Origin of the sequence: Paenibacillus sp. 7541 (assembly GCF_002276395.1) — a bacterium.
GTDB classification, from domain to species: domain Bacteria; phylum Bacillota; class Bacilli; order Paenibacillales; family Paenibacillaceae; genus Paenibacillus_AQ; species Paenibacillus_AQ campinasensis.
On the sequence record NZ_NQLZ01000005.1, the window covers coordinates 360,674 to 379,783 of the forward strand.

General features: G+C 49.0%; 27 protein-coding genes, 1 tRNA gene and 1 pseudogene. 23 read left to right on the forward strand and 6 right to left on the reverse strand.

The window, feature by feature from the left end:
- Positions 1-49: 49 nt before the first annotated feature.
- A pseudogene (locus CHH75_RS03900) lies at positions 50-666 on the reverse strand (TetR/AcrR family transcriptional regulator).
- A 184-nt stretch (positions 667-850) separates the two neighbouring features.
- Positions 851-1,612 carry a polysaccharide deacetylase family protein gene (locus CHH75_RS03905; protein ID WP_095397461.1) on the reverse strand — a complete coding sequence of 254 codons (762 nt, stop codon included), beginning with the start codon at positions 1,610-1,612 and terminating at the stop codon, positions 851-853.
- Between the two features lie 318 nt (positions 1,613-1,930).
- Between CHH75_RS03905 and CHH75_RS03910 the strand changes: the two genes are divergently transcribed.
- The 4 genes from CHH75_RS03910 (at position 1,931) to CHH75_RS24755 (ending at position 4,078) form a co-directional block, all read left to right on the forward strand.
- Positions 1,931-2,016, forward strand: a tRNA-Leu gene (locus CHH75_RS03910).
- Positions 2,017-2,158: 142 nt separating this feature from the next.
- Positions 2,159-3,103, forward strand: coding sequence for a tyrosine-type recombinase/integrase (locus CHH75_RS03915; protein WP_095397462.1), 945 nt, complete (start codon positions 2,159-2,161; stop codon positions 3,101-3,103).
- On the forward strand, positions 3,100-3,855 hold the full coding sequence (locus tag CHH75_RS03920) for a helix-turn-helix domain-containing protein (protein WP_095397463.1): 756 nt from the start codon (positions 3,100-3,102) through the stop codon (positions 3,853-3,855). The genes CHH75_RS03915 and CHH75_RS03920 overlap by 4 nt, the downstream gene beginning before the upstream one ends.
- Before the next feature lie 58 nt (positions 3,856-3,913).
- A complete protein-coding gene (locus tag CHH75_RS24755) occupies positions 3,914-4,078 on the forward strand; it encodes a hypothetical protein (protein WP_176475449.1) in 165 nt (54 codons plus the stop codon).
- Between the two features lie 155 nt (positions 4,079-4,233).
- Here CHH75_RS24755 and CHH75_RS25590 read toward each other — a convergent pair whose 3' ends face one another.
- Positions 4,234-4,869: a DUF3102 domain-containing protein gene (locus CHH75_RS25590; protein WP_483310912.1), complete on the reverse strand. Its 636-nt coding sequence runs from the start codon at positions 4,867-4,869 to the stop codon at positions 4,234-4,236.
- Positions 4,870-4,939: 70 nt separating this feature from the next.
- Here CHH75_RS25590 and CHH75_RS03935 point away from each other — a divergent pair, with 70 nt between their 5' ends.
- Both CHH75_RS03935 and CHH75_RS03940 read left to right on the forward strand, forming a co-directional pair.
- On the forward strand, positions 4,940-5,122 hold the full coding sequence (locus CHH75_RS03935; RefSeq protein WP_095397464.1) for a hypothetical protein: 183 nt from the start codon (positions 4,940-4,942) through the stop codon (positions 5,120-5,122).
- Between the two features lie 20 nt (positions 5,123-5,142).
- Positions 5,143-5,703 (forward strand): hypothetical protein, encoded by a 561-nt coding sequence (locus CHH75_RS03940; RefSeq protein ID WP_095397465.1) that lies wholly within the window; start codon positions 5,143-5,145, stop codon positions 5,701-5,703.
- Here CHH75_RS03940 and CHH75_RS03945 read toward each other — a convergent pair.
- Positions 5,700-6,575 carry an ATP-dependent DNA ligase gene (locus tag CHH75_RS03945; protein WP_095397466.1) on the reverse strand — a complete coding sequence of 292 codons (876 nt, stop codon included), beginning with the start codon at positions 6,573-6,575 and terminating at the stop codon, positions 5,700-5,702. The two genes, CHH75_RS03940 and CHH75_RS03945, sit on opposite strands and share 4 nt — an antisense overlap.
- A gap of 140 nt (positions 6,576-6,715) precedes the next feature.
- Between CHH75_RS03945 and CHH75_RS03950 the strand changes: the two genes are divergently transcribed.
- Complete coding sequence (locus tag CHH75_RS03950) at positions 6,716-7,054, forward strand: YolD-like family protein (RefSeq protein WP_095397467.1); 339 nt, start codon at positions 6,716-6,718, stop codon at positions 7,052-7,054.
- A 265-nt stretch (positions 7,055-7,319) separates the two neighbouring features.
- Positions 7,320-7,589, forward strand: a complete 270-nt coding sequence (locus CHH75_RS03955; RefSeq protein ID WP_095397468.1) for a hypothetical protein — start codon at positions 7,320-7,322, stop codon at positions 7,587-7,589.
- Between the two features lie 43 nt (positions 7,590-7,632).
- On the opposite strand, the gene CHH75_RS03960 is transcribed toward CHH75_RS03955, so the two are convergent.
- On the reverse strand, positions 7,633-7,863 hold the full coding sequence (locus CHH75_RS03960) for a hypothetical protein (RefSeq protein WP_095397469.1): 231 nt from the start codon (positions 7,861-7,863) through the stop codon (positions 7,633-7,635).
- Positions 7,864-7,954: 91 nt separating this feature from the next.
- Complete coding sequence (locus CHH75_RS03965; protein WP_095397470.1) at positions 7,955-8,194, reverse strand: helix-turn-helix domain-containing protein; 240 nt, start codon at positions 8,192-8,194, stop codon at positions 7,955-7,957.
- 146 nt (positions 8,195-8,340) lie between these two features.
- On the opposite strand from CHH75_RS03965, the gene CHH75_RS03970 reads away from it, so the two are divergent.
- The 15 genes from CHH75_RS03970 to CHH75_RS04040 all read left to right on the forward strand — a co-directional run bounded on the left by CHH75_RS03970 (position 8,341) and on the right by CHH75_RS04040 (position 18,515).
- Complete coding sequence (locus CHH75_RS03970; protein ID WP_095397471.1) at positions 8,341-8,655, forward strand: hypothetical protein; 315 nt, start codon at positions 8,341-8,343, stop codon at positions 8,653-8,655.
- 117 nt (positions 8,656-8,772) lie between these two features.
- Positions 8,773-9,084, forward strand: coding sequence for a hypothetical protein (locus tag CHH75_RS03975; RefSeq protein WP_095397472.1), 312 nt, complete (start codon positions 8,773-8,775; stop codon positions 9,082-9,084).
- A 611-nt stretch (positions 9,085-9,695) separates the two neighbouring features.
- A complete protein-coding gene (locus CHH75_RS03980; RefSeq protein WP_095397473.1) occupies positions 9,696-10,199 on the forward strand; it encodes a hypothetical protein in 504 nt (167 codons plus the stop codon).
- Positions 10,200-10,650: 451 nt separating this feature from the next.
- Entirely contained in the window at positions 10,651-11,670 is a 1,020-nt protein-coding gene (locus tag CHH75_RS03985) for a hypothetical protein (protein WP_176475450.1), read from the forward strand.
- Between the two features lie 410 nt (positions 11,671-12,080).
- Positions 12,081-12,536: a hypothetical protein gene (locus tag CHH75_RS03995; RefSeq protein ID WP_141235804.1), complete on the forward strand. Its 456-nt coding sequence runs from the start codon at positions 12,081-12,083 to the stop codon at positions 12,534-12,536.
- A gap of 101 nt (positions 12,537-12,637) precedes the next feature.
- On the forward strand, positions 12,638-12,862 hold the full coding sequence (locus CHH75_RS04000) for a helix-turn-helix transcriptional regulator (RefSeq protein WP_095397477.1): 225 nt from the start codon (positions 12,638-12,640) through the stop codon (positions 12,860-12,862).
- 65 nt (positions 12,863-12,927) lie between these two features.
- Positions 12,928-13,305, forward strand: coding sequence for a hypothetical protein (locus CHH75_RS24590; protein WP_141235805.1), 378 nt, complete (start codon positions 12,928-12,930; stop codon positions 13,303-13,305).
- A gap of 115 nt (positions 13,306-13,420) precedes the next feature.
- Entirely contained in the window at positions 13,421-13,765 is a 345-nt protein-coding gene (locus tag CHH75_RS04005; protein ID WP_095397478.1) for a hypothetical protein, read from the forward strand.
- Positions 13,766-13,886: 121 nt separating this feature from the next.
- Positions 13,887-14,273 carry a cold shock domain-containing protein gene (locus CHH75_RS04010; RefSeq protein WP_095397479.1) on the forward strand — a complete coding sequence of 129 codons (387 nt, stop codon included), beginning with the start codon at positions 13,887-13,889 and terminating at the stop codon, positions 14,271-14,273.
- Positions 14,270-14,725 (forward strand): hypothetical protein, encoded by a 456-nt coding sequence (locus CHH75_RS04015; RefSeq protein ID WP_095397480.1) that lies wholly within the window; start codon positions 14,270-14,272, stop codon positions 14,723-14,725. The genes CHH75_RS04010 and CHH75_RS04015 overlap by 4 nt, the downstream gene beginning before the upstream one ends.
- Positions 14,718-15,353, forward strand: a complete 636-nt coding sequence (locus CHH75_RS04020) for a hypothetical protein (RefSeq protein ID WP_095397481.1) — start codon at positions 14,718-14,720, stop codon at positions 15,351-15,353. Before CHH75_RS04015 ends, CHH75_RS04020 begins: the two co-directional genes overlap by 8 nt.
- Before the next feature lies 1 nt (position 15,354).
- Positions 15,355-15,813 carry a hypothetical protein gene (locus CHH75_RS04025; protein ID WP_095397482.1) on the forward strand — a complete coding sequence of 153 codons (459 nt, stop codon included), beginning with the start codon at positions 15,355-15,357 and terminating at the stop codon, positions 15,811-15,813.
- A 36-nt stretch (positions 15,814-15,849) separates the two neighbouring features.
- Positions 15,850-17,202, forward strand: coding sequence for an autotransporter outer membrane beta-barrel domain-containing protein (locus CHH75_RS04030; RefSeq protein ID WP_095397483.1), 1,353 nt, complete (start codon positions 15,850-15,852; stop codon positions 17,200-17,202).
- A 253-nt stretch (positions 17,203-17,455) separates the two neighbouring features.
- Positions 17,456-18,049 (forward strand): hypothetical protein, encoded by a 594-nt coding sequence (locus CHH75_RS04035; RefSeq protein ID WP_095397484.1) that lies wholly within the window; start codon positions 17,456-17,458, stop codon positions 18,047-18,049.
- Positions 18,042-18,515, forward strand: a complete 474-nt coding sequence (locus tag CHH75_RS04040; protein ID WP_095397485.1) for a phBC6A51 family helix-turn-helix protein — start codon at positions 18,042-18,044, stop codon at positions 18,513-18,515. The genes CHH75_RS04035 and CHH75_RS04040 overlap by 8 nt, the downstream gene beginning before the upstream one ends.
- Positions 18,516-19,110 lie beyond the last annotated feature (595 nt).

The window sequence follows — 19,110 nt, forward strand, 5'->3', positions numbered from 1 at the left end:
AGCGTGCATGTGGAAGAAAAGAGATGCGAAAAATGGAGGATAAGCGGTGCTAAGGAGAGGGAGAGATGGGCCAAACGTTATTTTTGGCGATGCCGTGAAGCAGCACCTGGATTGCCGAATGATAGATGGGCAATGCATCCGCCACCTGCGTCATTCGGGACATCTGGCTAAGGCCTCCGATCAAGCTTTCGAAGATAAAGGCCAAATGCGTAATGTTATGATTCTCGAATTCCCCGGATTCAATCCCCTGCCGCAGCAAATGCTGATTGAATGCCAAGCGTTTCTGGATGATCTCGGCAATCCGCTGCGAGGCATCTTCCGTTGCGGCCTCATTGTTCGTGATGAATTCATCCAGCGCCTTGGTGAAGGGATGGTTCAGATCGTCCCGTACCAGTTGCTCTGCCATCCCGAACAGCTTATCGGCGGTCGTGGCAAATTGATGCTCCTTGCTGTTCCACTTCTCCAGCCATTCCATTCCTCGATCAGATGCAGAAACAGGCCTTCCTTGCTTTTGAAATGATAATAAATATTCCCCTTGCTGCTGCCCGTTGCCTCGACAATATTCTCGATCGACGTCGATCGGTACCCTTTCTGCATGAACAGCGCCTTTGCGGCCTCCGCAATCCGTCGTTTGGTTTCTTCGCTTTGCTGCTGCTTTTTGTTCATGGTCACTCCCCTTTGCTTCCGATTCGTTCTGTCTTTTTTTGTATACTGAACGTTCGTTCTGTATCTTATCAATTGACTTAATAACAATCAAGAGATTTTGGGTTTGACCACAAGATCGGACCCCATGGTAAATAAACCGCTGCCGGGATGGCAGCGGTCATTACGGCTTCTCTGGACGAGGAACTTAGTGGTCGACCATGGACTTATGGGATTTATCCTGATAGGACAACAGGTCGGTTACGGTGACGAACGAGAAGCCGCGCTGCTTCAGCTCGGGAAGGATCGTCTTGAGCGCCTCGACCGTCTGGCTGCTGTTCGGGACATAATCATGCATGAGCACGATGTCTCCGTTGCGGGCGTTATTCAGCACTTTGCGCACGATGGCTTGAGCGCCGGGCTTCCGCCAATCGAGCGTGTCCTGATGCCAGGACCATAGCACCGTCAGCATGCCGATATCCTGGCTCGTATGGACGATCCCTTCGTTATAGCTTCCCCCGGGCGGACGAAAGAGGACGGATGTGAAACCTGAGGCGTTATAGATCGCATCCTGGGTGCGGCTCAGCTCATTCTTTAACTTCGCTGCAGCGATATGATGGAATGAGGGGTGGGTAAAGGAATGGTTGCCGATTTCATGCCCTTCGCCGATCGCCCTGGCGACGAGTTCGGGATGCTTCTCGACACGGCTTCCGACCACAAAAAAAGTGGCCTTGGCTTCATACTGTTTCAGCAGATCGAGAATTAGCCCCGTATTTTTCGGGTCTGGCCCGTCGTCAAACGTGAGGGCGATAACTTGCTTTTGCGTCGGCACTTCCCACACGATTTCGCCGCGTTCCTCGTAATAATCCCTGCCTTTGGTCGCGGAGGACATCGGCTCGGCAGCCGTGGATCCGTAGCAGGTTATCGATGCCGATAGGGCTAACAGCAAACTGATCGCAAATTTGTTCATGGCGTTATTGGTTCCTTTTCAAAAGTTCGATTGGCCGAGGCTGACTGGCAGCCATGCTTTCTTATCTTTTGGCAATTCCGTACGAATTATTCCAGAGCTCCCCGTAGATCGCCAAGGCGCAGCTGATGTGAAAAATGGTAGAATTCATATATTGACAGCGGCTGGCTAAACGTGGTATTATCAGCTTTGTCGCCAGAACGAAAAGGGCGTATCTGCAGTCTGCATATCATTCAGACAGTCAATACGAATCCTATGCGCTGTAAAGAGAAAAGCGTAGTGGCGTTTTGAAGCGATCATCGCGTGGATGCAGCGATATTTGCCGGGGTGGCGGAATTGGCAGACGCACAGGACTTAAAATCCTGCGGTAGGTGACTACCGTACCGGTTCGATCCCGGTCCTCGGCATTATAGGAAAACACGGCCACATCAACGTTAAATTAGCGATTATTTAACGTGAGGTCCTGCGTATCTGCTGTGGAGTTATCCGCGGGTACACAGGATTCGCATAGGTATACGAAGACGCCACCGAAAGGGAGGCGTTTTTGTTTTGGCAAGATTACGGAGTATTAAACCATCGGATGGTGGACGGGCACATTGGCGCGAGGTCCTTGCTGATTTCCAGCAACGTAAGAAGTTAGATGGTATTAGCGAGCAAACTGCACTTGATTACGACCGACACGTTAACCTACTATTCAAACGATACCCAGACGGATGGGAGACGGAGATAGCACTTGCAGAGGCTGTTCTGTCGCATATGTCTGATCAGATTGCGCCGGCAACGTTTAATAGTCGCTTAGTTTATCTGCGCGCATTTTTTAAGTTCTGCGTTGAGGAAAAACATATCAGAGTTAACCCACTCGAGGGAATACGTAAACGTAAGACGGAGAATCGTGCAGTAGCAATTGAGGAAGATGTGTTGAAGGCGCTTCTTAATGCACCGGATCAGACGACGTTTACAGGACTGCGTGACTATACATTGATACTCTTGACGTTAGATACTGGAATACGTCCCTCAGAGGCTCTCAGGCTAATACCAGAGGATTTTAACGCCTCAGCGCACGAGGTATACGTACCGTCAAAGATCGCGAAAAGTCGCATAGCCCGTACATTGCCTATCCTAGACGTAACAATTAAGTCATTGCGAAGGCTTATATCTGTACGGCCGAAAGAGTGGGCGGACGATGTGCCAATATTTTGTTCATATGAAGGGAAGCCGCTTAATCGTCATACGTGGGGTGATCGACTCGAAGTTTACGGGAAACGGATTGGAAAGCACATCCGACCGTATGATTTACGCCATGTGTTCGCGCTCGAGTTCTTACGCAATGGGGCGAATGCCTTTGCCACACAACGAGCGCTTGGTCACACTACGATGGAGATGACACGGCGTTATATCGCGTTAGTTAATGACGACTTAAAGGCAGAACATGCTAAATCAAGCCCACTAAATAAGTTAACTGAAAAGACTACGCGAAGGAGGTCAATTAAATGAGAAAGCCTTCTTCCGGCGGCATTGTCCGCGTCTCTAAGCGCGAGAGCGGCTACGCGATCATTGATCCGTTCTTCTTATCGGACGAGCGCCTCTCCTGGAAAGCGAAGGGCCTTCTCGCGTATCTACTCTCTAAGCCGTCAAACTGGCGCGTATTCACTTCCGATCTGGTTAAGCGGTCAAAGGACGGACGGGACGCGGTGTATTCCGCGATAAAGGAACTCGAATCCTGCGGCTATGTGGAGCGCCGGCAGACACGCGATGAATCGAATCGAATAACCGGCATGGAGACCGTTGTATACGAGCGGCCGGTAATTGACGATCCAGATCCGGATTCCCCGCAAACGGAATTTCCGTACACGGTGGAACCGAAAGCGGAGAATCCGACACAAGTAATTAATGATTTTAATAATAATGACTTTAAGAAAGAAAGTAATAAGAGCGCGGACAACGCTATCCTGCAGGCGCTGGCTAAAGCGTTGCATAAGCTGCCGCTTAACGACACATCTAGCCTTTACGACCACTATTTCGAAGATATTTACGCGATGCTGACGCGTAGATTTAGTGGCCAATTAGAGCCGGAGGTTATTGCATTGGCTGCCGATCGGTATTTCACAAAGGCCGTTGATCTGCGGACTGGAATGCCGAAGCCTAGCGTGTATTCTCCGGTGGGGATTTTTCACGATGCGTATACGGAGGCATTAGCAGAGTGGGCAGCGATTAAATACAAGCGAAATGCGTTCGATAAAAGATAGTGGACTAATCAATTTATGATAAAATAATTAGTGGTTCAGGGTAAGGGGGATCTAACGTGTGAAAAAGGTCTATATAATCCGCGAGAAACAAGAATATAAGTTTGATCCTGACTGGATCGACGATACGCCACCTCTATTATTTGTTGAAGAATGTGAACTGAAAAAATATGAGGATGACTATAATATCATTGACGTCATTGAAGTAGAAACGACGCAAGATTAAGTATAATTGAACGAGGGAGCGATCAGCGGGTAGTCCCCTATCCCCTCCGCAATACATATCGTTATAGAAGCGAATGATAAACGATGAAGTACCCCGCAATCTTTACATACGCAGACGACGGCATCTCCGTAGAGTTTCCGGACCTTCCAGACGCATTAACCTGCGGAGACGACGACACTGAGGCGCTTTACATGGCGATGGATTGCCTTGCGCTGCATCTCTACGGAATGGAGACGGACGGCGACGAGATTCCAGCGCCGACGCACGCTTCGGATATCGTTGTTGGCGCCGATCAAAAGGTGGTTATTATCAACGTACGAAATGCACCAGCGGTTCTCACGTGCAGCCTCCGCCTTCTCACGCGCCTCCCTTTCCGCCTTCAACGCTGCCTTAACCTCGCGCAGCTCCCGAACGGTCATCTCATCGACGGTCTTTTCCGCGCCAGTTGACGGGATAGTATGCGGCTTGGATACGAAGTCGCTACGGTCGATGTCGGATGGTAGCGAGAGCATTTCGAATATCTTTCCGGTCGGTAAATGCGACGACGTCGTCGTTTTTCCGAATTGCTCATACGCTGCCACTAAACGTTGCGCAGTTCGAGGTTCGATTTCGACTTCGCGCAGCCAATCGAGATACTGACCGTGGGCCAAGTCGTTCTCCTTAACGTGCTTAAGTCTGCGTCCGATTTCGAATATAGCCTCGCCTGCGACTCGTTTGTAAGCGTTGATCTCCGCCGTTATCGTTGGGAGATCCGCTGACAATCGCGTATCCTGCGTAACTACTTCGCTCAATGTTATCGCCTCCTTTTTGTTACGGACAGACTTGTCGTAATATGGTAAAATTTCGGTTATAGGAAGATTTATGAAACCGCTAACCGCGAACGTCCATCTATATACCGCGATGCTCGACCGGAGGCATGTTGACGTTTATATTGCGGACGAGCTGGGCGGCAGCGGGCGGATTGAGCGGATTACTGAGAATAGCGTTAAGGTCGGAGATGCGTGGTATTTGCGCGAGAGTTGTACGTTTAAATATGCAGGATAAAACGAATAGGAGATGATGATATGAAGTGCTGTCAATGCGATAAACAAGCCACTGTCGAAATAGCAGAGAACTTATTCTGTAATAACTGTTTCAGCCAACTGCAAAGCGCACTTAATATGCAGCATAATCGAGCGGTCTCATTTATTAACTACCAGTTAGATCAGGTAGAAGCGATCGCAGGAGTTCCCGGACTCTTCCCGAGATATAAGACGCAACCAACCAACGTACATACTGGCGATTACATCTACATTGATAAAAACAGCATCGTCGGAAGTATTAAAAATATGGGCTACATTGACAAAATCGAAATTAGTCTCAATAACAACACTGACGAGAAGCTTGCCAAACTCATGAAACAGTTCACAGAATCGGTCCTTATTTCTGATGAACTAAGCCCTCACGCCAAAGATGAAATCATAGAACAATTATCTTTTATTAGTGATGAGGTCAATAAGCCCAAGCCCGAGCAGAAACAATCAGTTATAAAATCAACCGCTAAAGCTATCAAAGAATCAGTTTCAGGCGTTAACATGCTATACTCACTTTGGGAAAATATACAAAAGATTATTGCGATATTTTAAACAATAAACTCCGTAAACACCGGACTCCGCAGCATCCCTGACCGCGTCCAGTTCCGCATCTTCACACGCGCCCTAATCCGCGGTTCCACGTATACGAAATTGCGGTCCTCACCGGTAATAAGCGGCTTAACAACGTTATAAAACGCCTTTTTATGTGTAGGATTTGCGCCTAGCTCGATAATTCCGGCTGGGCGCATTTTTTCGTTGTCTAGCGTCGGTACAGCCGCAAGCCACCCGAACTCCTCTTTTCGATATCCCGTTATAAATACGTCTGCGTACGACCAATTAATGACCTTTCGCCAATTATCCGATCGTCGCCCCGTTTCATAAACGCTATCCTTCCGCTTGCCGACAACGCCTTCCATGCCGCGACCTTCGATCTGATCGAATAGCGCCTCTCCTGCGCCATCGATAAACGGTACAATACCGAAGCTTGCGGACGGCAACGGGATCTGCGCGAGTATTTCCTTACGCTCCATTAGCGACATCCTGCGCAAGTCCCGCCCGTTATATTGCAGTACGTCAAAAATGACGAACGTGGCCGGTTGAGTAATGGATAATGCCGTAATCTTATCGGCCTTCTTCGCCTGGAATCGCGTCATGACGGCCTCAAAATCCGAGTTGCCGGTCTCTGGATCAACGCATGCGATTTCACCGTCTAAAACGATGTCGTGCGGAAATAAGGCGCCGGTTGAACCGTTAATCTCGGGATACTGGCGTGTACAGTCGTTGTTATGGCGCGTATATAGGCGGACGACTCCATTCTGTTGCGAGTATATCAAGCGGTGGCCGTCGATCTTAGGTTCGAATATAAAACGCGAGTCTGAGAACGGACCAGGCGCGGTTGCAAGTAACATCGGGTCAATAAACATAGTAACGCCTCCTTACCGCATTATAGCGCTAGTTAGCGAGTGAAAGAGGCGGTAAGTTATGTCATTGTATTGAAAGGGGAACATATGTTCCTATATAATTGATGGAGGACAGAGTCAGCTATGATTGGAGGACGATTCGAATGACTACACGTAAAAAGTTAGAGGGTAACGGACTGTGGGAGTCAAGTCGCATGATGTTGCCGGAACACAAGGAGGCAATAATCCGTTATCAACACGAAGAAGGGCGGAGATCGAGACCAACTCTCGATTCTCAGGAGATGGAACTAATTGAGCGTGCACTAGCAGAGTCGTTTTACAAACAGTGCGCAATTACATTAACGATATACGATGAATACGAAGATATTAAATTGAGTGGGATTGTAACATCGCTGAATACTCACAGGCGAGAAATTAAATTTGCAATAAGGACTGAAGATTGGGAATGGATAAAAGTAGATGAAATCATTGCAGTTAGATAATAAACCGTTAACCGCCTCCGTTTTGGTAGGCGTTTTTGGTTCAGCTAAGTCCGCGTATGATAACGATCAATGGGATTTCCGTTGTTGAGGAGAAAATAACGCATTGAAACGCAAAGCAAACGCAGTCTGACGCGAGGTTGACGATGGATTCGCAATAACAAACGAATATAACACGAATTAATAACGAAGTCAATAAAAAATTCGTGATAAAATTACGAAGGTATGATAATATTCAATTCAAGAAAAAATAAGGAGGTATTGAGTATTGTCAGAAAAGAAAAAGAAAAACTCGGAGGAAAATTACGAACCAAGAAAAAAGAGAAAGAAGACTCCTTACGACGAGGAAAACATACCCACTGCTTTTAGGCTTCGAAAACAAAACAAGGCTCCGTTGGAATGGGCTAGCCAAATGAAAAAGAGGAACAAGTCTCGTGTGATAAATGATGCCTTGGAACATTATTTTTTATATTTGTTAGGTGAGGCAGCTATGAAAAAGTACAACGAAGAAGATATGCAAGAAAAAAAGTTAATCTAAACCCAAAATTGCCCCACCGGCGGTGTGCTGGAGGGGCTTTCGTTTATATTCGCTTAAACATCGCAGTATCCCGCGAGTAATGTGTCATGGAGCCGGTCGTAGCGTTCCGGACACGCACGTAATCGGCCGTATACCGATCGATAATTCCGCGTTCGACCTCGACATACTCGCCGGCCGGATCCTCTTCCCAAACGGAGACGAGCGTTTCCGATAGGGCAGCCGCGAAGAAATGGACGTCTTGATAAAGTTGGCGTAAATCGCGTTCCGTACTCATGGTGTAGACGATGACTCGATCGCAAAGAGATAGATTAAAGTAAGCAGTACGAGAATAACAACAATTGCTGCAACGGTTCCTCGTGGGTTTCTCATTGCTTCACATCCTCTATGTACTCCAAAATATCGGAGAGGCTATAGCGGCGACCTGTCATGGATATCAGTGTGTCCAGAATAACACTTAAAGTCTCCAAGTCAATTCGTTTGGTTTTGCCGTCGCACATGTCGTAAATAAGATTGGGTCTGACTTTAGCCTCTCTAGCTAATGCATTCTTCGTAATCCCTGCTTCGCTTAACACGCTCTCAAGTTTTATCACTATTGCCACTGACATTCACCTCTCACCTCCGATTATATCCTTTTGATAAGCAACTTAAAATAATCTATTGACGTTTAACGATAGACGATATATACTACGACTATAAGTTAACGACAGACGTTAATCATAATACGTTAAATTCATGAGGAGGTTTCAAAATAATGACCATTACTTCTACAATCGAAGTCTACCGCGGACCAAACGCACCCTCACTTGAGGTAACTGTCACGCCCGACCTTTATCCGATCGGCTACCGTTACTCCCGCCGCGACGAACGATTTATCCTCGTATGGAAGCCGGAAGGCGGCGCACGCCAGGAAATCGACGTTCATGTTCGGATATTGGCGTCAGTATTACCGAGCACCGCCGCCGGCATCCTCGAAGGGTTCACGGAAGGCTGCGTCATGGTGACGGACGTACAACTTTACAGGCTCGGTTTCTTCACGGGGGTGATTTACAATGCAAGCAACGGTTAACAACGGACTTTCGCGCTCGCATCGCACGGCCACTCGTCGGATAAGCCGCAGAACCCAACGCAATTTGATTCGCGGCCTGGCCTGGTTTATCGCAATGGTGATTCGGGAGGTATTCGCATGATTCTCGATCGCGTGCCGCTGCTACTCGTCTATACGCCGTCTGAATCCGAATGGGTCGAGGCGCAGGTGATACATACTGAGCCGTTGACAGCCGCGTATCATCTTGAAGGATCTATCTGGGTCGCTAGAATCACGCCGCAAGACGACTATTATGTATGGACTACCGATGCCCCTCCGCTTGTCGTATCGCAAGACAAGGGTCCGGACGATATTCCAGGGATCCGCGCCAAACTATTGAGCATGTCCGGTCTTGAGTTTCTCGTTCGTGACGTACTTGATACCGGCGTCGACGTTGAGTTTTCGTTATGATTTCCGCCCTCGATGATGCCTGCCGCGCGAGCGGCTGATAAGCGGAGAGGAGTTCGTGAATGACCCGCCAAGGTTCGAAGTTTCACCGGTTACGGCGCCAAACGTGACCGACGTCCGTAGCGCCAACTGCGGACACCTTTTCGTCTGGCTTGCGGCAACAAGTCGGCGAGTAGTACATCGCGATATGAGAGTTTGCAGGCTCTCCCGGAAAGTTATCGCGGTATCGCTGGTAGCAGGCTGACCGGCGAGGCAATTGCGAGTAGGTGAGATGTCACTTGCTCGCTTTTGTTTATTAATACGAGGGAACATATGTTTTGGTTTCAAAGTTTTTGTCCCGATTTTAAAAATATTTGTCCCTATATCATATGAAAGTGTGCGAAACGTCTCCGACCGGCATTGAAGATAATGTGAGCGGAAAATTTAACGCCAGGGTGTACGGTTTCCGATCGGCACACGTCTTAAACTATATAGGCTCAAAATAAATTTCGCCAAAGTGTGCGAAACAAGTCCGGCAGGGAACATATGTGATGAGGGGCGATAATTTTCCGCGAGACTGTACGGTTTCGCAAAAAGTACCACTAAAAATAAAACGAAAAGGGAGACGATGAACAATGTTCGACATTAACGAAGTAAAGGTGAATATAGCGGAGGCTGCAGAGGGATTTCGGGCAAACTCCGATCTTCAAAATCAATTTCCAAAAGAATTCTTTATTGTGTCTTTATTAAATGGTGCCTTGGAATTTGATACCGCGACAGAGCGTTTAGTGGGTACTTGGCAGTTGATTGAAGAGTCCAATTTAACGACAGCGGGGGTTTTGAGACTAATGGATTATGAACTCGATAATATTGCCTTAGCAATTACTGAACTCGAGAAACTTCAAGCGCCGCATGGTTTTAAAAAACTTCATAGAGATTTTTGTGGCTCTACTACACGTACTATAAATGCCTTCAAGTCACTACAACTGTCAGCAGGCAGTCTAATAATGGGTTCGGATACAGAAAAAGCTGCAGAGAAAATGGAAGAAATATTTCAGGAGATTAGGAGTTCGCTTTCTGAATTTGTCCCCTTGTTGTCCGCGATAATTAGAAAAACATATAGTGTGCAATTGAAATGAGATAAACACGGGGCATCATCCTCGACGCTCTAATTTACACTAAGGAGGCGAACTATTGGACATCATCGATCGGCTATTTGATTTCTACATTATCCAGCACCGTCATTACCTACTCCAATTCCCCGGCGGCCTTTATAGGACGATTCCCGGCGGAGTTAACCCGCTTCGTCGATATCACCTCGAATACCATCTCGAAGGGAAGTCCACGGTCGGCACGTTCGCCGGCCAATACTTCACGAAGTTGATAACGTTTGACGTCGACTTTGAAGACGCACCCCTCGCGAAATGGATCACGTATAAACTCGCCGCAGTATTAGACGCCGCCGGCATTCGCACTTATCTCATCTCATTCAGCGGCAACAAAGGGTACCACCTCGATATCTGTCTCGCGGAAGCGATCGGAGTTAAAGATGCGCGGCTATTCTTCGACTTCATCGTTGCTAGTGCGGACGTGGTCGGAGTCCATGGCGGCAAGGTCGAGTATCGGCCATCCGGCTCGCAAGGCGTCAAATTACCGCTCGGCTACCATCAGAAGACGGGCGCCTATTGCGGATTTTGCACGGTTGAGGACGGCTTACGCGTTATGGGGCCGGAAGAGTCGCACGCCTATTTCCTTGCGGCAGAGAAGACGGAGGCGGCATTAGTACTGGACGCAATTGCAGGAGGCGACGGCCTTTATAGTGAGCGTGACGCGGCCGACATGGAGGAGGCGATCGGACGCCATAGGCCGCTCGAATCGTACGACCAATCGGAGAGTTATACGCTGAGTCGCGCCGCCGATCGGTACAATACCGGATTGACCGGACCTGGCCAACGCCACAAGTCGTTTCTTCTTCTCGCGCGGCTATTCAATCACAACGGAGTAGATAGGGCGGAAGCGCGGGCGGCCATATCGGAATGGTTCGCGTGGCAGGATCCGAAATATTATGACTCGAGTCCGGACTTTTGCGCGAAGGATCTCGCCGAGTGTGTGGATTACGTGTATGACCGGGATCTGACGCTGGCCGCCGAACAGAGAGACATTACGGTGACATTCTCGGAGATAGACGAAATCATGCGCAAGTGTCCGCAGAAGAGTCAGAAGGCGCTGGCGTACGCGATACTCGTTCACTCGAAACGATGGGCGACGGAACCGGGCGGTACGTTTTATATGACCTACGCGCAGATGGCGAGTGCTTCCGGCCTGGGGGAGCGGACAGCAAAGCGGCTGATAGATAGCTTGGCGGCGGCGGGCGTTATCGAGATTAAACGGCGCGACCAACGGAAGAAAGGAACGCATAAGAAGATGCCGAATGTATACCGCGTTCTTCTGCACTGCGACGAGGATAGCGGAGTATATGAAGTGACGGAGGGGGCGGACTTGGCGACCTGCATTAAACACTTCTACGGGCGCGATGAGCTGCGACGAATATTGCCACGGAGACAGTATCAATCGTTTATAGGCGCCACTGGTACTGATAACACCTCATAAACAGTCATTCCAATAACCTAAAGGTATAGAAATAACCATTTAAGTGCCATTTCGTACATCAAAACTTTGGGAGGGTTTAATATGATCCGGAAAGAAGACGCACTAAAAAAGATCCAAAATTTCCTTATTGAGAACAAGGACGTGCCGACGGCCTGGCGATCTGAGTTAGTGAAAGGGCTAACGGAGGAGCTAGAAAGCGAAGGGGTTGTGCCGGCTTTATACTATCTATGGACGATGAAGCATCCAGCACTACTGCGAAAGGGAGCAAAGCAACAGACGATAGGCGAAATCCTTGCGGACTTCATACTTAACATTGACGAGATCGCAGAACGTAAGGCGGAGTATCCCGTTCTCGGTCCGGAAAAGGCACACCGAGACGATAAGCGGAGAGAGAGGCACGTGAATTGCTCTTGCGTTTTGAGCGCGACGACGACTCCGATTATCAGCCGCCAGGCACTGTGTATGAGGACACCTTTGTCGACGGGAATCCGGTAGAGGAGCAACTATTCGGAGAACGCTGCGAAATGTCTGCGGAAGAGTTGACCGATCGACTCGAAACCATCAAGCGAAGCCCGGACGCGTTCATCGGGAAGTACGCCGACGGCACCGCTTGGAACCGCGGGACACTGGACAAACATAGGACGGCCGAAAATGTGGCGGAAGCTATTGCGCGCACTGATATTAGGAGAGTCAGAGTGTGCATGGTTTGCGGCAATGCGTTCTATTCACATAGCGCGCAGCCTGGCCGCGTCAAAGTTTGCGACATCCTGACGCATCTAAAATATATTCCAAGATCTCAATGCCAAGTTACCCGCGACAGGGCACTCGCAATACTCCGAAAGAAGAAGAACAAGAAGTCAGCGTAATCGAACCTTTTTCCAATACTATATAGACGGGTAAACCGTCAATAGGGCATTTTTATTTGCGCTTGAAGTAGCAAAAAGAGAATAAAAGGGAGGTTTGTATCGTGAACGCTGGTACTGTGAAAGCAATCCGATTATCACAAAATATGAGTCAACAGGATTTCGCCGACGCGCTACGTGTTTCGAGGCAGTGTATCACGGCCGTGGAGTGTGGTTATCGTGCAGTTTCCTCGAATCTGCGAATCCGAATCGCTCAGACGTTCGGCACTGGTCCGGATATTGTCGAGGCGATCGAGCGTGCGAAAGAATCCGAAAAATTGGCGCTGTAACATGGCGTCTTTTATTTTTGCTCACATACTTTAGTGATTTAATGCGTTAATAAAGGAGTGTAATAATGAACGACTGTCTAAAACGAATCCAAACGTTAGCCCGCAATCACTGCGCCGCCTTTATCGGTACTGACGGCTGCCGATACGAACCCAACGGACAACCGCGCTGCCAATGGTTCCGCACGGATCCGCAGGCAGTACCGTTTATCGAATCCGGCGACATGCGATGCCTGGAATTTGAACGCTCAGTGCTTCCGATTTATCCTGCGCTAGAATCGCGTTACTTCAACCGCGAAGAGAATACGGCCACATGCGAACGCTGTTCAACGCCGATCGTTAAGACGTCAAACCGGACGAAATACTGCGGAGAGTGTCGCGAGATCAGACGAAAGCAAGGCGCAGCCGATCGGGCAAGACGGCGTTATTGGGCGGCCAAAGTCTAATGTTTTAGGACGTGAAAGACCGCGTAGTAATGCGGGTTCTCGGGCACTAAATTCACGGGGTAGGGTAACGATAGCCGAAAGCTAGTCAAATGATTAGAAAGAGGAGTTGAACGAAATGATTAGCATCGATTACGGCGCGAAGGTACCGATTAAATTCGAACGATTTCCGGCGGATGAGGTGCCCGAGTTATACGACGAGTTAATCGGGTTTGTCCATGGATGGTTAGTTATCGATACCTGGTGCAGAATGGGCGATGTTCAGCGCTGCAAGATTATCGAAAAGTTAGCGATCGAGTTCTGCAAAGAGACGTCGCCGAAACGTAATAACGGAATCGGTCAGGCTATGGTGCGCGGCGGAATAATTGATGCGATCGATATTTACGGAGGAGGCGGCACGGAATGGTTAACGACGTTGTTATCGAACGGATCGAGCCAGTCGGAAACTTCCAACGAAGAGTGATTTTGCGCAACAAGAACGGGGATACCGCCTCGATTTTGTTTGGCGATTCTATCACGGAAAAATCCATGGTATTTAGAGCGTTGATGCTGGCGCCTACTAAATTTAAACGGAGGAATGCGAAATGAGAAGCGAAGTTTGGTCGGGAATAAAAAACGAGGATATGACGGAGGTATACTCACGAATCGGGCCGAGCCTGGGTAAGTCACCGGTTGCGCCGCCGAAGCCTAACCGTAAATTGATGAAAGCCGCAAATGAGATGGGAAAAGCCATCGGCAAGGCCATCGAAGGCACACCAACAGGCGGCGAGTTTACCGGAACTATTGCGGCTCCAATTAAAGCGCGAGGCTTCGGATTCATCTCGCCTGACGACGATGATAAGGAAGTATTTTTTCACGTAAGTGATAGTCCGAATGCCGAAGGGTTAAGGCGGGGTACACGCGTCAGATTTGATTTGAAGCAAAACATCCGCAGCGGTAAGACCACTGCCGTCAATGTGAGTCCCGTATGAGACCGCTATTCCAAGCCATCATTAAAGAGATAGGGTCCTCTAAGGCTATTGCTATCAACTTTTTCGATGAAACCGGGACACACGCAGATCAGATAATTCGCGGTATTGACGGCGTAGAGGAACTCGCGATTATCGATAATGTCCTCGATGCTATGCGCCTCCACAACGTTGATACCGTCGACATCGAAACGGACAGCGAGACCCTTTTCAAGTTATTTCTGCCAGTAGCAGGCGTAAAGGTGACGCTTGTTCCTTCGAGTACGCTTAGCGGTTTATACAGGCAGTTATCGCCAGGCTCTCCGATATACCCGATACTCGAGGACATTTTCTTTGAAAAGGAAGAAGACGAGCCGACCGAAGAAATCAAAGAAATCGAAGAGAATCCGGAGCCGCGGAAGCCGTGGTACATCCGGTTTTTTCAATACATTAAAGGAGTGTTTTTGAATGATTAAATGGGAATTGAAAGAGAAGTATGACCAGCAAGACGCGCGCTTTATCGAGCTACGAAACAAACACAACGGATTAGTTAGGGAAGCCGAGCAAAAGGTCGCGGATCTCGTCGCGGAGAAACAGCGGATTCTTATCCGGGAGTTTGACGGTGAAGACGTAGCTGCGGAACGTGCTGCGATTACAACGGAAATTGAATCCGCAGAAAGGGCCGTACAGGAGGCGAAGAGTGTCCGAGATGCTGCGTTCGCGTACGCATCTGAGAAGTCGCGAGAGGGCCGCATCACCGTGTTGGACCTGACGATGGACTGGAACAACAAAGTCGTTCCGGCTATCCGAGAGAAAGAACTAAAGCCGATTGTTGAACGGATGGACGCGGCCAGGACCGAAATGTATAACGCACTCCTGGATTACTATAACCTCATTGACAAGTACGATCATCAACGCCGGGAGGTCGCAGAACTTGAACAAAGAGATTCCCACCACCTTCAGAGAATGTCATACGGCGTCCATTCGATCGAGCAAGAATACAACCTACCACTCGTATCAACATCAGATATGCGCATGATTAAGGATCGTCGTGCATTGCCAAACGGAATTGCGCGCAAACCAACCGAGAAGGGAGCGAAGTAATTTGAAACTCGATACAAGCTTCGCCAAGCTAGAGGAAATGAAGACAATGGCTGCCGGCCATCCTGAAAAAATCGCCGCTTATACGATGGCTGAGCGCCGATACAAGGAAACTGTTGCGGAATTATTCCACGAAGATTCCGGCGTTAAATTTTTAGAGCATCCGCCTGAGTCGTACGTCGCGGAACTAGAAGCCAAGGCGGAAGAAAGCGGAGATCCGGCCGACAAAGCACGAGCAGTCATCTTGCGCGATAGGCTCGATTACCATGCCGCGAAGAAGACGGCACATATCGACTGGCGTATCAGCCGTGAACGCTTGCGAAACATTCTTGTCAATGACGAAAAGGTGACGGGTGCGGACGTACAAGAGGCGTATAGGTTAGCTCGACATAACCCTAGCGCTCAGATGATGAGTCTTTATACGCAAATAAAACGGAAATATGAAGGAGGGGCTGGCGCTTAATGCGCTGGCTTCTATATTTTCTATGGGAGGGACCCTATGAGTTTATGTTTATCTCTATATCATGACAATAAATTCTTTGTGTGGGCAGACAGCCGGGTTAGCGTAGAAGTCGGCGGGAGAAATTATGCGGTTACAGATGACTACACTAAACTCCATCAGCTCGGGAACCGGGTTATCTTTATGTCCGGTATGCAAGAGATCATAGATGAAATGCTCTTGCGCTTATTTCCTGAAAGCACCTACGAAGATATTCAGCGAGAAGCTAGGGACGTCTACGACGAATTTGTTGAGGTCCATAAAGATTTACCGGGTTACACAGATTCGAAGCACGGTATTGAGTTTGGCATTTATGTACATGAGATCGAACAAGGGCAGCCTAAGTATGTTCAACTTGGCTACCGCGATAACTTTGAAATAAACGAACAAATACCACAGGAAGCAGACGTATTCGGGGTAGCTGCACATTCGGACGTGGCATTACCGCTATTTGTTGATAGGATTAACTCAAGAATGCCAGTCGAGTTAGCTGCGCAGCGTACGTTTGAGCACGTAGCAGATGAAATCGTTGGTGGCTACTTAAATATGTATGTGATTCACTCGGAGGGAGTGGCACACAGTCGTTCTATTATCCGAGACCGAAAGCCTATTAAGACATTCCAAAACTTCTCGTTGCCTCTTAAAGCGACGATGGACGGTAGTATTTACGCTAGTAAATTAACTGCCAGGACAGCAAGCATCGCTGAATCAAACTTTACGAATGGTGCGATCGTCGGCTCGTCTATCAACGTCGGTAACGGTCAGTTTACGGTTGACCCGGCGGGCAACATGTACGCAGGCAACGGGAGGTTCCGCGGCAATATCGAGGCATCGTCGTTCACAGGCGGCACGATAACCGGTGCGTTGTTACGTACCGGATCGAGCGGCCGGAGGATCGAGGTGGATGCGCAGGGGCTGCGCACGTATGACGGTAGCGGACAAAATCGTATTCGCATTAACACCGGTTCGGACGCCGGAGTCGCTTCGATTGTATTTAACGGATCAGGTGGCGGATATGCCGGCGAGATCAATTCGTATCAAAACGGTGGCCTAACGATATTTAGCGAAAACCTTATAATCGGCTCAAACAATACTTCAAATCCGATAAGCATCCAGGGCGCGGCCACCTTCGCGGGACCGGTTCGATTTAACAGCACGGTTAGCGGCATTAGCGTTAATATGTCGGACGTGTACGGCTTATCGGCAACACTATCATCGTTGCAATCGCAAATAGACTCACTGCGAAGTTCTTACAACTCGCATACACATTCCCTAACGTTGCCGACGCATAATCACGGAAATAGCTCTAACCAGAATTGGGGCGGAACTTTTCCGACGGGAGGTCCACGTTAAGATGCAGCTCCGCCGATTACTCGAATGTACGATAGACGTTACTCGACCGGTCCAGGAATTAAGCGAGATTATAAGCGCCGTTCTTTCATGTGTGCCGCCCGATAATCAGGCAGAGATACTATGACAACTCGATGACACGATAGCAGCGGCTATGGTGGATGCGGAGGCTAGCGATTTGCCAGCGAAAGAATGAAATCAGCGCAAAACATACGGCCGTCCTTCGGGGCGGCTTTATTATCTGAGGAGGATGCGAATGAAATACGATACTAACGATCAAATCCGCTCAAGCATCGCAGACTTAACGGAGCGATTACGCCAGGCACGCGTTGAACAGGGATTGCCGCCCGAAGCTAAGCCGCGGCCTGAAGTCGTAGAGATGCCGCTCTCATTGGCGCTAGTCGAACGTCTGCAGCCGTTTAGAGCAATCGCGATTAAGTATGCGGCGATTCTTGCGGCCGGACAAGTTACGCGGATTGATACGGACAAGCTCGCTGAGTACGAGGAAATGGTCCGATTACTTAGGCGTTCGGTTGGGTTTTGGTGCGGCATGCACGCGTTAGGTGCCGGGAGTGTGCTTGCCACAATGAAGCGCCTTAACACAATGATTGACGAGGGCAAGGCCGGCGAGATTAATATCAGCGACGAGATGCGCAAGCTTCATATATTTATCGGATGGATGACGAAGGACAGCGGCCTCGACCATGATCTATTTGACCAGCACGGTAAATACGATATGGACGCGCGCAAAGAAGCTAAACGCCTATTATCCGATCCGTCCGCACTGAAGGCGGAGATTGACGCAGCAAGGGCGCAGATTAAACCAGAGGAGGACGATGTGTATGAGTAAACAACGGAGAACATTGGAAGCGCAACTGACACCGCAGCAACAAAGGGCCGCTCAGCTTATCGTTAGTAACGAATGGGCCGAGTTACTAAACGAAGACGGAAAGAAACGAACGATGAAGGAGCTTGCGGATGAGATCGGAATTGCGCGGTCGACTCTATTCGAATGGAAGGCGCAGGAGGCATTCGCGGCTTACGTAAATTACCTGACCGAACGACAACTCGACGCAATGCGATCGGAAGTGTACGTCCAGCTAATGCGGGCTATTCGCGGAGGGGCTAACGGTATACCTTCCGTTAAGGCGCTCGATCTATACATGCGCAGATACGGATTATTGACGGATAGAACTGTCGTCGAGGATACGCGGGAAACGATCGAGACGAGACGTAAGACGGACGATGAGATCCGCGCTGAGATTGCCGAACTTGATGCGATGGTGAGCGGTGAACGGGCGACTATTTCGGACTAAACCTGAGGTTTCACCTACGACACGCTCCTGGTGTAAGGGTACGCTGAAAAACGGGGGTCACTGCGGATATTATTCCGTTCGGGCCTCCGTTTTTATGCGTTTGAGTGCAAATAGACGACGGATGGACGGTGGCTTGCGGTAGTGCTGGCGGCCGTAACCGTTGATATGGCGCGGTTTTTGGCGGGTAGTACGGCGTTAGACATATGGTCAAAATGTATGTTTTGTACATATGTAGGTCGCTTTAAAGCGGTGAATCAAAGACCCCAAGGGGGTACCAATTAGGCGTCAAAACAGGCGACCATAAAATCCGCGGAACAAAATTTGATCCGGGGGTCAATAGAGTCCGATTTAAAAGGCGCAGTCTAAACGGAGTAATTTCCGTCTGGACTGCGCCTTTTTGCGTTATAGAACTGCTTGTATATACGCGAATATTACCGTATAATAGAAAAACGTGAAACGCACAGTAGCGAGGGGGCACGCTATAACATCACGGATAAATTAACGGTGAGGTCCTCGTGTACCTATCGCCGATTTAACGTATATAACGCCTGTGAAGCCGCGTCAGGACTGCGTTAAGTGGTGCAAACCACTTAAA

Coding starts and splice junctions, on each gene's coding strand:
- CHH75_RS03975 (WP_095397472.1), top strand. CDS start 8,773: ATGATTCTCGATCGCGTGCCGCTGCTACTCGTCTATACGCCGTCTGAA.
- CHH75_RS04035 (WP_095397484.1), top strand. CDS start 17,456: ATGAAATACGATACTAACGATCAAATCCGCTCAAGCATCGCAGACTTA.
- CHH75_RS04010 (WP_095397479.1), top strand. CDS start 13,887: ATGAGAAGCGAAGTTTGGTCGGGAATAAAAAACGAGGATATGACGGAG.
- CHH75_RS04020 (WP_095397481.1), top strand. CDS start 14,718: ATGATTAAATGGGAATTGAAAGAGAAGTATGACCAGCAAGACGCGCGC.
- CHH75_RS04030 (WP_095397483.1), top strand. CDS start 15,850: ATGAGTTTATGTTTATCTCTATATCATGACAATAAATTCTTTGTGTGG.
- CHH75_RS03970 (WP_095397471.1), top strand. CDS start 8,341: ATGACCATTACTTCTACAATCGAAGTCTACCGCGGACCAAACGCACCC.
- CHH75_RS03940 (WP_095397465.1), top strand. CDS start 5,143: ATGAAGTGCTGTCAATGCGATAAACAAGCCACTGTCGAAATAGCAGAG.
- CHH75_RS04005 (WP_095397478.1), top strand. CDS start 13,421: ATGATTAGCATCGATTACGGCGCGAAGGTACCGATTAAATTCGAACGA.
- CHH75_RS03980 (WP_095397473.1), top strand. CDS start 9,696: ATGTTCGACATTAACGAAGTAAAGGTGAATATAGCGGAGGCTGCAGAG.
- CHH75_RS03935 (WP_095397464.1), top strand. CDS start 4,940: ATGAAACCGCTAACCGCGAACGTCCATCTATATACCGCGATGCTCGAC.
- CHH75_RS03960 (WP_095397469.1), bottom strand. CDS start 7,863: ATGAGTACGGAACGCGATTTACGCCAACTTTATCAAGACGTCCATTTC.
- CHH75_RS04040 (WP_095397485.1), top strand. CDS start 18,042: ATGAGTAAACAACGGAGAACATTGGAAGCGCAACTGACACCGCAGCAA.
- CHH75_RS04015 (WP_095397480.1), top strand. CDS start 14,270: ATGAGACCGCTATTCCAAGCCATCATTAAAGAGATAGGGTCCTCTAAG.
- CHH75_RS03950 (WP_095397467.1), top strand. CDS start 6,716: ATGACTACACGTAAAAAGTTAGAGGGTAACGGACTGTGGGAGTCAAGT.
- CHH75_RS03920 (WP_095397463.1), top strand. CDS start 3,100: ATGAGAAAGCCTTCTTCCGGCGGCATTGTCCGCGTCTCTAAGCGCGAG.
- CHH75_RS24590 (WP_141235805.1), top strand. CDS start 12,928: ATGAACGACTGTCTAAAACGAATCCAAACGTTAGCCCGCAATCACTGC.
- CHH75_RS03905 (WP_095397461.1), bottom strand. CDS start 1,612: ATGAACAAATTTGCGATCAGTTTGCTGTTAGCCCTATCGGCATCGATA.
- CHH75_RS03965 (WP_095397470.1), bottom strand. CDS start 8,194: ATGTCAGTGGCAATAGTGATAAAACTTGAGAGCGTGTTAAGCGAAGCA.
- CHH75_RS03945 (WP_095397466.1), bottom strand. CDS start 6,575: ATGTTTATTGACCCGATGTTACTTGCAACCGCGCCTGGTCCGTTCTCA.